This is a genomic window from Pseudoflavonifractor sp. An187 (genome assembly GCF_002160275.1).
In the GTDB taxonomy this organism is placed as follows: Bacteria; Bacillota; Clostridia; order Oscillospirales; family Oscillospiraceae; genus Enterenecus; species Enterenecus faecium.
Genome location: NZ_NFKG01000011.1, coordinates 13,592 through 25,475, shown reverse-complemented (window position 1 = coordinate 25,475; position 11,884 = coordinate 13,592). Strand labels below are relative to the sequence as shown.

Here is an 11,884-nt window from a genome sequence, read left to right as displayed (position 1 = left end):
ATGGAACTGGTCTGCCAAGCCCACGGCCTGTCGAAACGATACGGCCACACCTACGCCCTGCAAAACCTCACCATGCAGGTGCCCAAAGGGTCCATCTACGGCCTAGTGGGGCGGAATGGGGCGGGAAAAACCACCCTGATTCGTATCCTCTGCGGGCTGCAATCCCCCACCGCCGGGAGCTACTGCCTGTATGGGACCCCATTTCGGGACCCCGCCATCCAGCAGGTCCGGCGGCGGATGGGGGCGGTGGTGGAGTCCCCCGCCATCTATCAGGACCTGTCCGCCATCCATAATCTAAAATTGCAGGCCCAGGTTCTGGGCCTGCCCTCTTATCAGGACCTTCCCCACCTGCTGGAGCTGGTGGGGCTGGAGAACCCGGGGAAGAAAACCGTGCGCCACTTCTCCCTAGGCATGCGCCAGCGGCTGGGGATTGCCATGGCCCTGGTGGGAAGTCCCGACTTTTTGGTGCTGGACGAGCCGGTGAACGGCCTGGACCCCCAGGGGATTGTGGAAATTCGCGAGCTGCTGCTGCAGCTGAACCGAGAGCACCAGATCACCATTCTCCTCTCCAGCCACATTCTGGACGAGCTGGCCCGCCTGGCCACCCACTACGGCTTTTTGGACCGGGGTCGCATGGTCCAGGAGGTCAGCGCTGGAGCGGTGGAGGCCGCCTGCCGCAAATGCACCCATGTAGAGGTGTCCGACGTGGCCATTTTGGCCCGGGTGCTGGACGGGATGGGGCTGGACTACACCATTGACTCCCCCCACACCGCCAACATCTACGCCCATCCCCATGTGACGGAGCTGGTGCAGGCCCTGGCGGACGCTGGGTGCCAGGTGTCCGCCATGCACCAGCAGGACGAGAGCCTGGAGAGCTATTACATGAGCCTGGTGGGAGGTGAGGGGCATGAGTAACCTGCTGCGGGCCGACTTCTTCCGCCTGTGGCGGAGCAAGAGCTTCTGGGCGTGTATGATCTTCCAGGTGGGGACAGGTGCCTTTGTCCCGGTGTCCTGCTATCTGTATGAACTCCGGCATCCCATTCCCTATTCTCAGCACCTGGATGCAGAGTTTTTGAACTTTATCCCCTTTGTGTGCATTCTCTTCGCCCTCTTTTGTGCTCTGTTTATCGGCACCGATTACAGCGACGGCTCTGTGCGCAACAAACTGGTGGTGGGGCACCGCCGCTGGGAAATCTACCTCAGCCACCTGGTCACCTGCACCGTGGCCTGTCTGTTGATGTGTGCGGGCTACCTTCTGCCCTATCTGGCGGTGGGTACCCCGCTGTTTGGCCCTTTGGAGACCGATATGGGCACCGTTCTGGCCTATCTGGGCGCCACGCTGGTGCTCACCGTGGCCCTGGCCTCTCTATACACCATGCTGGCCATGCTCATTTCAAACCGGGCCGTGTCTGCCGTGGTAGCCCTGGTGCTGTCTTTTACCCTGCTAATCTCCGGCAGCTACCTTTACTCCTATTTGAACTATCCGCCCACCTACATCCAAGTGACCTATAACTCGGTCTCGGGGGAGTTGGAGGAAAAAGAAGCGCCATACCCCTTTTATCTGGAGGGCACCAAGCGGGAGATATTCCAGCTGCTGTGCGACGTGACCCCTGGGGGACAGATCATGCAGTGCGTAGTCTGGGACGCTCCCAACCTGCCCCTTCTGCCCGTATACTCCGCCGCCCTCACCGTGGTGACCACGGGGGCGGGGCTGTGGGGGTTCCGGCGGAAAGATTTGAACTGACCGAGGAGGGCTTATGAAGCTGTTACCCTGGATTTTGGTGGCTCTTTTGGGGGTTCTCCTCCTGATTTTGGCCGGGAAGGTGTACACGCTGCACAAATCCGCCCGGCAGCTCCGGGAGGGGATGGCCCAACAGCTGGAGCGTGAGACCAACACCCTGCTCTCTGTGTCCTCCGGGGACCGGGAGATGCGGGCTCTGGCCGACGCCCTCAACGGGCAGCTGGCCCAGCTGCGAGCGGAGCGGCAGCGGTACCAGCACGGGGACCTGGAGCTGAAAGAGGCCATCACCAACATCTCCCACGACCTGCGCACCCCTCTCACCGCCATCGTGGGCTATCTGGCCCTGCTGGAGGGGGAGGAGAAGTCGGAGACGGTGGAGCGGTACCTGTCCCAGATCTCCAACCGCACCCAGGTGCTCCACCAGCTGTCCGAGGAGCTGTTTGCCTACGCCCTGCTCACCGCCCCCCAGCCCCTCCACCCCCAGCGGGTGAACCTGCGAGGCCTGGTGGAGGAGGCGCTGCTGTCCTACTGCGGGGCCATGGAGCAGCAGGGCATGGAGCCCACCATCCAGCTGCCAGCGGGCCGGGTGGAGCGGAATCTGGACCCCACGGCGGCGGGGCGGGTGTTGAGCAACCTCATCAGCAACGCCCTAAAGTACAGCGCCGGGGACTTTGCCGTCACCATGACCCCGGACGGGGTCATTACCTTTGCCAACTCCGCCCCGGACCTGAACCCGGTGCTGGTACAGCGGCTCTTCGACCGCTTTTTTACCGTGGAGACCGCCCGCCACTCCACCGGCCTGGGTCTGTCCATCGCCAAGCTGCTCACCCAGCAGATGGAGGGCACTTTGGAGGCCAAATATCAGGAGGGGCAGCTGGTCATTACCTTGTCTTTTCCCGTGGCCTGACCGTCTCCAAGGCCCAGACGCAGGCTTGCCAGCCTGGTGGGGACGCTACCCGCTGGGGGTTCATGTTTCTGCCATCAGGCAGAGTGAGGGGCGGTCCTTCTCCCATTTCTCAGGTGCAGACCTGCGCCCCCGCCGGGGACGCTCCGCTGGGGTGACTTTCTGCCGCCAGAAAGTCACCAAAGACCGCCAAAGGCGGGGCCTTCCCCCGCCTTGTGGAATCCACCCCGCGGTACTGGCTGTCCCTGCGTCCCCCTCTATTCGGCCCTTGGCCCGGCGAGGTCATATAGACGGCGTGGACATTCTACAGAACGTGCCTGCTCCTCTGGCAGACAGTACTTCTATCGCCAGGGCCTTACCCTGGTGTGCAACTGTTCCCAGTTGCCGATTGCCTGGCTGACGGCGGCGGGAACGCCGCTTGGCCAGGGTAGGCCCGGATGTGGAAACCACCTGGCCGTAGGGCCAGCTGCCCAGAGTGGCCTGGTGTGGTGGCAGTACCAGGAGCCACAGCAAGGGTGACGGGCCGAATTTAGACTTGACGCAGGTCCAGCCTCGTACCCCAGGGAGGTCCTTAGGGGGGAACGCCCTAAGCGGGTTTTGGTTCCTTTTGACCGAGCAAAAGGAACCCCCAGCGGGGAGCGTCCCCACCAGGCCGGAGGGCTGGAATCGAACGTGGAGAGGAGCAGGCCCTCTTCCTCTCTCCACAGATACAAAACAATATACGTTTACACCAAGGTGGAAGCCCCATGGCTTCCACCGTTTTTCACTCTTTTATAGGGAAAAGGGGTGGACAGGCGGGGAAAATATAGTATACTGGAATGTGAATGCTCTGCGGGGAGAGGAGGAACGGACATGGAACACCCCGCCGCGGTTTTGGTGGTGTCCTATGGCACCAGCCAAGTCTCCGCCCTGCCCACTCTGGCCAATCTGGCCCGAGAAATCGGGGCGGCCTTCCCCCGCCTGCCCCTCATCCACGCCTTTGCCCACCCCCGACTCCGGGACGCCCTGGTACGGGGCGGCGGCCCCCGGGTTCCCCTGGTGTCCGAGGCCCTGGCCCAACTCACCCAAGATGGAGTCCAGCATGTGCTAATCCAGCCCACCTATCTGCTGTTTGCCGGGGAATACCAGGCCATGATGGCCCAGCTGGAGCCCTACGCCCAGCGGCTGGACCTGTGGGTGGGCCAGCCCCTGCTGGCTACGCCCCAGGACATTGAGGCCGTGGCAAAAGCCCTGCCCACCTGTCTGCCTCCCCTGGACCCCCAGGAGGGGGCGCTGTTTCTGGGCCACGGCGCCAGCCATGAGGCCCACGGGGTCTATGCCCAGCTGGAACAGGCCCTGCACCGCCAGGGCCACACCCGCTCCTTCGTGGGCACCCTCCAGGACGGTCCCACCCCGGCGGAGACCGCCCGCCACATCCGTGAGGCCGGGGCCGTCACCCGGCTCCACGTCCACCCCCTCATGGTGGTGTGCGGCGTCCACGCCACCCGGGACTTGCTGGCCGGGGAACAAAGCTGGTGCGGACAGCTGGAGCGCCTGGGCGTTCCGGTGTCCGCCGTCTCCCAAGGGCTGGGGGACTGCCCTGCCATCCGCCGCCTCTTTGTGGCCCACGCCCTGGAGGCAGCAGGGAACGAATTTTTCACTCAGAGAGAGAAATGAGGATCCTCTATGCTCGTTGTCATGTCCAGCCTGGAACACCATCTGGCCCCCATCGACCTGCGGGAGGCCCTGTCCTTCACCGCCACCCACGTGCAGCGGCTGGACGCCCACATCGCCCAGCTGCCCAACATCCACGGCTGTGTGATTTTGTCCACCTGCAACCGCACGGAAATCTACCTGTGCTGTGCCGACACCTGCCACCCGGGCCAAATGCTGTGCCACGCCGCCGGGGTGGAGTTTGCCCCCTTCTCCGCCGCCTTTGTCACCCGCCAAGGCGGGGAGGCGGTGGAACACCTGATGCAGGTGGCGGCAGGTCTGCGCTCCCGGGTATGGGGGGAGGACCAGATTCTGGCCCAGGTCAAGCGGGCCATCACCCTGTCCCGGGAGGCGGGAGCCGCCCACCCCATGCTGGAGACCCTGTTCCACTCCGCCATCTCCGCCGGGAAGGAGGTTCGCTCCACCGTACGCCTGACCTCCCTGCCCACCTCGGCCGCCAGCCAGGGGGTGGCCCTGCTGCGCCAGCACCTGGGCAGCCTGGAGGGAAAACGGGCCATCGTCATCGGCAACGGGGAGATGGGCAAGCTGTCCGCCCGGCTGCTCCATGAGGCCGGGTGCCGGGTGATGGTGACCCTGCGCACCTACCGCCACGGGGAGACGGTGGTCCCCTCGGGGTGCGAGGCCCAGCCCTATGACCGCCGCTTGGAGCTGCTGGACGGGGTGGACATTCTGGTCTCCGCCACCGCCAGCCCCCACTACACCATTACGGTGGAACAGCTGGAATCGGTGGCCCAGCTGCCCCAGGTGATGGTGGATTTGGCCATCCCCCGGGACATTGAGCCCCAGGTGGGTCAGCTGGAGGGCGTGAAGCTCTTCAATGTGGACGACCTGATGGACACCGCCCCCCTCCACACCGTCCCTCCCGAGGTGACGGAAATTTTGGACAAGCACCAGCGGCAATTTTACCGCTGGCTCAATTATAAAGTCAGCCTCCCCCTGCAAGAGGAGCTGAAGCTGTCCATCGTCCAGCGCCTGGCCGCCGCTCCCCAGCTCCAGGAGGAGGAGCTGGACCAGGAGGAGGTCATCGCCCTGACGGTGCAGCGCACCGTGGAGCTGCTGCTGGGCGGCCTGCCCACGCCGCCTGACCCGGACAGCCTGCGCCAGTGCGCCCAGAAAATTCGGGCCCACACCACAGGGAAGGGGGCCCCGTCATGAGCGGCTACCCCCGCTTTCCCCTATTTCTCGACCTGACGGGCCAGAAGGTGGTGCTGGTGGGCGGCGGCAAGGTGGCCCTGCGCCGGGTCCGTACCCTGCAACAGTGCGGGGCGGACGTGGTGGTGATTGCCCCCACTCTGCACCCGGACATGCCCCCGGTGACCCACATATCCCGCCCCTATCGCCCCGGCGACTTGGAAGGGGCAACCCTAGCCGTAGCTGCCACCGACTGCCGGGAGACCAACGGGCAGGTGGCCCAGGAGGCCCGAGACCGGGGCATCCCCATCAGTGTGGCGGACGCCCCCACAGCGTGCACCTTTTTCTTCCCCGCCCTGTGCGTGGGAGAGGGACTGGTGGCGGGGGTGGTAGGCGACGGCACCGACCACGCCAAAACCGCCCGCTGTGCCCGACAGATTCGAGAACTCTTGGAGGACTCTATATGAAAATACGCATTGGAAGCCGAGACAGTCGGCTGGCCGTGATACAAAGCGAGATGGTCATTGATTCCATCCGGGCCTATGACCCCACCGCCGAGGTGGAGCTGGTGACCATGAAGACCACCGGCGACCTCATCTTGGACCGCCCCCTGAGCCAGATTGGCGGCAAGGGGCTGTTTGTCAAAGAGCTGGACCGTGCCCTTCTGGAGGGCCGGGTGGACTTCACCGTCCACTCCAGCAAGGACCTGCCCATGGATATTCCCCCCGAGTTGCCCCTGGTGGCCTTCTCCCACCGGGCCGACCCCCGGGACGCCCTGGTACTCCCCCAGGGGGTGGACACCCTGGACCCCACCCGCCCCATCGGCTGCGCCTCCCTGCGCCGCACCCTCCAGCTCCGTAAGCTGTTCCCCCACCACCAGGTGGCCCCGGTGCGGGGCAATGTGCAGACCCGGCTGGCCAAGCTGGACCGGGGCGAATACTCCGCCCTGGTGCTGGCCTGCGCCGGGCTGGACCGGCTGGGCCTTGAGAATCGCATCTCCCGCCGCTTCCCCGTGGAGGAGATGCTCCCCGCCGCCGGACAGGGCATTTTGGCGGTGCAGAGCCGGGCGGATGTGGACACGTCCTGCCTGTCCCGCTTCCATGACCCGGTGGCGGCGGTGTGCCTCACCGCCGAGCGGGCCTTTGTGGGCGCTTTGGAGGGGGGCTGTTCCTCCCCCGTGGCCGCCCACGCCACCGTGGACGGGGACACCGTCACCCTCACCGGGTTCTATGTGGACCGTGAGGGCGAATCTTACATTGAAACCAGCTGTGCCGCCTGCGCAGACGCCCGGGAGATGGGGGCAGAGCTGGCACGGCGTATGAGGAGGGACCACCCATGATGGGACATGTGACTTTAGTGGGGGCAGGCCCCGGCGACCCCGGCCTGCTCACCTTAAAAGGGAAAAAAGCCATTGAACATGCCGATGTGGTGGTGTTTGACCGCCTGGTGAGTCCGGAGATCCTGGCCCTCATCCCCCCCACCGCCAAGGCCATTGACGTGGGCAAGCGGGTGAATGTGCACCCGGTGCCCCAGGAGGAGATCAACCAGATTCTCTTGCGGGAGGCCCTGGGGGGCGCCAACGTGGTGCGCCTCAAGGGCGGCGACCCCTTTCTCTTTGGCCGGGGCGGCGAGGAGCTGGAGCTGCTGGCCCAGCACCAGGTGCCCTTCCAGGTGGTACCTGGGGTCACCTCCGCCCTGGCGGTGCCCGCCTACGGCGGCATTCCGGTGACCCACCGGGACTGCTGCTCCTCCCTGCACATCGTCACCGGACACCAGCGGGCAGGGAAAGCGCTGGACATCGACTTTGACGCCCTGGTAGCCACCAAAGGCACCCTGGTGTTCCTCATGGGCGTGTCCGCCCTGCCCCAGATCTGTGAGGGGCTGCTGAACGCAGGCATGGACCCCGACACCCCCGCCGCCATTGTGGAGCGGGGCACCACTCCCGCCCAGCGACGCATCAGTGCCACCCTGGCCACCCTGGCCCAGGCCGCCCAGGAACATCAAGTGACAAGCCCCGCCATCAGCGTAGTGGGTGGGGTGTGCGCCCTGGCGGATTCCTTCGACTGGTTTGACGCCCTGCCCCTCAAGGGCCGCACCTTTGTGGTCACCCGCCCCGCTGCCCGCAAGGGCACCCTGGCCCAGGGCCTGCGGGAGCTGGGGGCCAAGGTTTGGGAGTACCCCTGCATCCACACCACCCCCATCACCCCCTGTCCTCCCCTCACCGCCGCTTTGGAGCGGCTGGAGGCCTACCAGTGGATTGCGTTCACCAGTCCCGTGGGGGTACAGGTGTTTTTCGACGCCCTGAATGCGCAGGGCAAAGACAGCCGGGCTCTGGCAAGCGTGAAGCTGGCCGCCATCGGACCCGGCACCGCCGCCGCTTTGAAGAAGTACGGCCTCACCGCCGACTATGTCCCCGCGGTGTACTCCGCCCAGGACCTGGGCCAGGGCATTCCCGCCACGGGCCGTGTCCTGCTGCCTCGGGCGGAAGAGGGTTCTCCCCTCCTCACCCAGGCCCTCACCCAGCGTGGCATCCCCTATGAGGAAATCGCGGTGTACACCACCCACTACGACAACCCCCGCTCCCCGGAGCTGAGAGAGGCGCTGGAAGCGGGCGAGCTGTCCTATGTCACCTTCACCTCCGCCTCCACCGTGAAGGGCTTTGTGGCCTCGGTGGGGGAGGATGCCCCTCTGGGCAACATCACGGGTTTGTGCATCGGCGCACAGACCGCCCAGGAGGCCCAGCGCCACGGCATCCCCGTGCTCATTGCGGAGGAAGCCACCATTCCCGGCCTGCTGCGGCTGGCCCAGACTTTGTAATAGAAGGAGGAATTCCCAATGGAACTTACTCATAGACCCCGCCGCCTGCGCACCTGTCCCGAGGTACGCAGCCTGTGTCGGGAGACCCGGCTGTCCCCCGACAGCCTCATCTACCCCATCTTTGTGGATGAAACCCTCCAGGGCACCCGCCCCATCCCCTCTCTGCCCGGACAGTTCCACTACGGCTTGGACAGTGTGTGCCAGGCGGTGGAGGAGTGCCTGGCCCACGGCGTGACCAAGTGCATCCTCTTCGGCCTCCCCGCCCACAAGGATGAGATTGGCTCCTCTGCCTGGGACGACAACGGGGTGGTGCAGCAGGCCATCCGCACCATCAAGGAAACGTACCCCCACTTCTACGTCATCGCCGACGTGTGTATGTGCGAGTACACCAGCCACGGACACTGTGGCATTCTCTGCGGGGAGCACGTGGACAACGACGCCACCCTCCCCCGGCTGGTGGACATCACCCTGTCCTATGCCCGGGCCGGGGTGGACATGGTGGCCCCCTCCGACATGATGGACGGCCGCATTGGGGCCATGCGCCGTGCCCTGGATGAGGCCGGATTTGTCAACCTGCCCATCATGGCCTATTCTGCCAAGTACGCCTCCTCCTTCTACGGCCCCTTCCGGGATGCCGCCGGCTCTGCCCCCTCCTTTGGCGACCGGAAGGGCTACCAGATGGACCCCCACAACGCCCGGGAGGCTCTGCGGGAGTGCGCCCTGGACGTGGAAGAAGGGGCGGACATTCTCATGGTCAAGCCCGCTCTGAGCTATTTGGACGTGCTGTATCGGTGCAAGCAGGCCTTTCACCTGCCCATGTGCGCCTACTCTGTCTCCGGCGAGTATGCCATGATCAAGGCCGCCGCTGCTGCCGGACTGGTGGACGAATATAAAATGATGTGCGAGTCGGCCCTGTCCATCTACCGGGCGGGGGCGGACATGCTCATCACCTACTCCGCCAAGGAGCTGGCAGACGCCATGAAACGGGGGGATATCGGATGAATCTCCACAATTCCGAAGAACTCTTTGCCGCCGCCTGCCAAGTGCTCCCCGGCGGCGTCAACAGCCCCGTGCGTGCCTACCGCTCCGTGGGGCTCACCCCCCGATTCATCCAGAGAGCGGAGGGCAGCTATATCTATGACGTGGAGGGCCGCCGCTACATCGACTATGTATGTTCCTGGGGCCCCATGATTTTGGGCCACAACCATCCTGTCATCCGGGAGGCGGTGGAGAAGGCCGTGGTGGACGGTCTGAGCTTCGGCGCCCCCACCCCCCGGGAGGTGGAGATTGCCCAGCTGATGGTGGAGATGGTGCCCGGGCTGGAGATGGTGCGCATGGTGAACTCCGGCACCGAGGCCGTCATGTCCGCCCTGCGTCTGGCCCGTGGGGCCACAGGCCGGGACAAGCTCATCAAGTTTGAGGGCTGCTACCACGGCCACAGCGACTGCATGCTGGTCAACGCCGGGTCCTCTGCTCTGGCGGGCGGCCACCCCTCCTCCTCCGGCGTGCCCGTGGGGGCCGCCAAGGATACCCTCACCGCCCAATTTAACGACCTTGCCAGCGTCCAAGCCCTTCTGGAGGCCAACCGGGGTGAAGTGGCCGCCGTCATCGTAGAGCCGGTGGCCGCCAACATGGGCGTGGTAGGTCCCGCCCCCGGCTTCCTGCAGGGGCTGCGGGAGCTGTGCGACCAGCACGGCACCCTGCTCATCTTCGACGAGGTGATCACCGGGTTTCGTCTGGCCCCCGGCGGCGCCCAGGAGTATTTTGGGGTGAAGGCCGACCTGGTCACCTACGGCAAGATCATCGGCGGCGGCATGCCCGTGGGCGCCTACGGCGGCAGCCGGGCCCTCATGGAGCATGTGGCCCCCTGCGGCCCGGTCTACCAGGCGGGTACCCTCAGCGGCAACCCCGTGGCCATGGCCGCCGGTCTGGCCCAGCTGCGCTATCTCCACGACCATCCCCAGGTGTACACCCACATCAACGACATGGGAGCCTCTCTGGCCCAGGACATGGGCAAGCTGTGTGAGACCTCTCAGGTGCCTGTGGCCATCAACCAGGTGGGCTCCCTCCTCTCCCCCTTCTTCACCCCCACCGAGGTGTCCACCTTTGTGGATGCCAAGGGCAGTGACGTGGGGATGTACGCCCGCTACTTCAGCGAGATGCTCCAGCGGGGCATCTACCTGGCCCCCGCCCAGTTCGAGGCCATGTTCCTCTCGGACGCCCACAGCGGGGAGGATTTGACCGCCACTTTGGAGGCCTTCCAGCAGACCCTGGAAGCCCTGTCTCACTAACATCACCACTCATTGGAGGTAACAATATGAAAGAAATTATCCTGCTCAAGCAGGGCGAAATGGTGCTCAAGGGCCTCAACCGCCGGGCCTTTGAGGAGAAGCTCATGGGCAACGCCAAGCGGCGGCTGAAAAAGTACGGCTCCTTTAAGGTGTACACCCGCCAGTCCACCACCTACATTGAGCCCCAGGACGAGTTCTGCGATTTTGAAGGGGCCTGGGAGGCCATGGGCAAGCTGTTCGGCGTGGCGGGCCTGTGCCGGGCCCGGGCCTGCGTCAAGGACAAAGACGCCATTCTGGAGTGCGTCAAGGAGTATCTGGGGGACCAGCTGGCCATGGCCCGCTCCTTCAAGGTGGAGACCAAGCGGGCGGACAAGACCTTCCCCATGACCTCCATCCAGCTGTCCCAGTACGTGGGCGGCGAGCTCCACGACGCCTACCCCCACCTGATTGCCGATATGCATAATCCCCAGTTCACCGTCCATGTGGAGGTGCGGGACTTTGACGCCTTTGTCCACGCCAACCCCACCGAAGGTGCCGGCGGTCTGCCCATCGGCGTGGGTGGCCGTGCCCTGTCCCTCCTCTCCGGCGGCATCGACTCCCCCGTGGCCTCCTGGATGATTGCCAAGCGGGGCGTCATCGTGGACATGATCCACTTCTACTCCTACCCCTACACCTCCCCCGAGGCCAAGGAGAAGGTGCTGGACCTGGCCCGGCTGCTGGTGCCCTACACCGGCAAGACCTGCGTGCACGTGGTGCCGTTTACCAAGATTCAGGAGGAGCTGCGCCGCTCCTGCCCGGAGAACCTGTTCACCATCCTCATGCGCCGCTTCATGATGCGCATTGCCTGCCGGGTGGCGGAGAAAAACGGCATCCAGGCCCTGGTGACCGGTGAGTCCGTGGGCCAGGTGGCCAGCCAGACCCTGGAGGCCATGGCCTGCACCAACGCCGTGTGCACCGTGCCCGTGCTGCGCCCGGTGGTGGGCATGGATAAGGAGGAGATCGTGCGCATTTCCCGCAAGATCGGCACCTTTGAGACCTCCATCCTCCCCTATGAGGACTGCTGCACCGTGTTCACCCCCAAGCACCCCCGCACCAAACCCAAAGTGGAGGAGCTGGTGGAGGCTGAGCAGAACCTGGACATTGACGCTATGGTGGAGGAAGCCGTGGCGGGCATTGAGCGGGTGCTGCTGGATTTCTAATCAATTTCTAAAAATACCGCACCGAGATGGGCGAAACATCTCGGTGCGGTATTTTTTATCCCTCCCCTGGCAAAATCCCCCACCATGT

Annotated in this window: 11 protein-coding genes; all 11 read left to right on the top strand. The window is 64.9% G+C overall.

The window, feature by feature from the left end; translation table 11 throughout:
* The 11 genes from B5F22_RS06460 to thiI all read left to right on the top strand — a co-directional run bounded on the left by B5F22_RS06460 (position 1) and on the right by thiI (position 11,796).
* On the top strand, positions 1-915 hold the full coding sequence (locus B5F22_RS06460) for an ABC transporter ATP-binding protein (protein WP_087391887.1): 915 nt from the start codon (positions 1-3) through the stop codon (positions 913-915).
* Positions 908-1,744, top strand: coding sequence for an ABC transporter permease subunit (locus B5F22_RS06455; protein WP_087391885.1), 837 nt, complete (start codon positions 908-910; stop codon positions 1,742-1,744). The genes B5F22_RS06460 and B5F22_RS06455 overlap by 8 nt, the downstream gene beginning before the upstream one ends.
* Before the next feature lie 13 nt (positions 1,745-1,757).
* Entirely contained in the window at positions 1,758-2,648 is an 891-nt protein-coding gene (locus B5F22_RS06450; protein ID WP_087391883.1) for a HAMP domain-containing sensor histidine kinase, read from the top strand.
* 849 nt (positions 2,649-3,497) lie between these two features.
* Positions 3,498-4,301 (top strand): sirohydrochlorin cobaltochelatase, encoded by an 804-nt coding sequence (locus tag B5F22_RS06445; protein WP_087391881.1) that lies wholly within the window; start codon positions 3,498-3,500, stop codon positions 4,299-4,301.
* 9 nt (positions 4,302-4,310) lie between these two features.
* Positions 4,311-5,513 carry a glutamyl-tRNA reductase gene (gene hemA / locus B5F22_RS12575; protein WP_275532479.1) on the top strand — a complete coding sequence of 401 codons (1,203 nt, stop codon included), beginning with the start codon at positions 4,311-4,313 and terminating at the stop codon, positions 5,511-5,513.
* A complete protein-coding gene (locus B5F22_RS12570) occupies positions 5,510-5,956 on the top strand; it encodes a bifunctional precorrin-2 dehydrogenase/sirohydrochlorin ferrochelatase (RefSeq protein ID WP_242955070.1) in 447 nt (148 codons plus the stop codon). Before hemA ends, B5F22_RS12570 begins: the two co-directional genes overlap by 4 nt.
* Positions 5,953-6,828 (top strand): hydroxymethylbilane synthase, encoded by an 876-nt coding sequence (hemC, locus tag B5F22_RS06435; RefSeq protein ID WP_087391879.1) that lies wholly within the window; start codon positions 5,953-5,955, stop codon positions 6,826-6,828. The genes B5F22_RS12570 and hemC overlap by 4 nt, the downstream gene beginning before the upstream one ends.
* Complete coding sequence (gene cobA / locus B5F22_RS06430) at positions 6,825-8,306, top strand: uroporphyrinogen-III C-methyltransferase (protein ID WP_087391877.1); 1,482 nt, start codon at positions 6,825-6,827, stop codon at positions 8,304-8,306. The genes hemC and cobA overlap by 4 nt, the downstream gene beginning before the upstream one ends.
* A gap of 18 nt (positions 8,307-8,324) precedes the next feature.
* Entirely contained in the window at positions 8,325-9,308 is a 984-nt protein-coding gene (hemB, locus tag B5F22_RS06425; protein ID WP_087391875.1) for a porphobilinogen synthase, read from the top strand.
* Positions 9,305-10,597, top strand: a complete 1,293-nt coding sequence (gene hemL, locus B5F22_RS06420; protein WP_087391873.1) for a glutamate-1-semialdehyde 2,1-aminomutase — start codon at positions 9,305-9,307, stop codon at positions 10,595-10,597. The genes hemB and hemL overlap by 4 nt, the downstream gene beginning before the upstream one ends.
* Positions 10,598-10,623: 26 nt before the next feature.
* Positions 10,624-11,796 carry a tRNA uracil 4-sulfurtransferase ThiI gene (gene thiI, locus B5F22_RS06415; RefSeq protein ID WP_087391871.1) on the top strand — a complete coding sequence of 391 codons (1,173 nt, stop codon included), beginning with the start codon at positions 10,624-10,626 and terminating at the stop codon, positions 11,794-11,796.
* Positions 11,797-11,884 lie beyond the last annotated feature (88 nt).

Bases quoted from the DNA above. Each gene is read 5' to 3' on its own strand.
- B5F22_RS06460 (WP_087391887.1), top strand. From the start codon at position 1: ATGGAACTGGTCTGCCAAGCCCACGGCCTGTCGAAACGATACGGCCAC.
- cobA (WP_087391877.1), top strand. From the start codon at position 6,825: ATGATGGGACATGTGACTTTAGTGGGGGCAGGCCCCGGCGACCCCGGC.
- B5F22_RS06445 (WP_087391881.1), top strand. From the start codon at position 3,498: ATGGAACACCCCGCCGCGGTTTTGGTGGTGTCCTATGGCACCAGCCAA.
- B5F22_RS06450 (WP_087391883.1), top strand. From the start codon at position 1,758: ATGAAGCTGTTACCCTGGATTTTGGTGGCTCTTTTGGGGGTTCTCCTC.
- hemL (WP_087391873.1), top strand. From the start codon at position 9,305: ATGAATCTCCACAATTCCGAAGAACTCTTTGCCGCCGCCTGCCAAGTG.
- B5F22_RS12570 (WP_242955070.1), top strand. From the start codon at position 5,510: ATGAGCGGCTACCCCCGCTTTCCCCTATTTCTCGACCTGACGGGCCAG.
- B5F22_RS06455 (WP_087391885.1), top strand. From the start codon at position 908: ATGAGTAACCTGCTGCGGGCCGACTTCTTCCGCCTGTGGCGGAGCAAG.
- thiI (WP_087391871.1), top strand. From the start codon at position 10,624: ATGAAAGAAATTATCCTGCTCAAGCAGGGCGAAATGGTGCTCAAGGGC.
- hemC (WP_087391879.1), top strand. From the start codon at position 5,953: ATGAAAATACGCATTGGAAGCCGAGACAGTCGGCTGGCCGTGATACAA.
- hemB (WP_087391875.1), top strand. From the start codon at position 8,325: ATGGAACTTACTCATAGACCCCGCCGCCTGCGCACCTGTCCCGAGGTA.
- hemA (WP_275532479.1), top strand. From the start codon at position 4,311: ATGCTCGTTGTCATGTCCAGCCTGGAACACCATCTGGCCCCCATCGAC.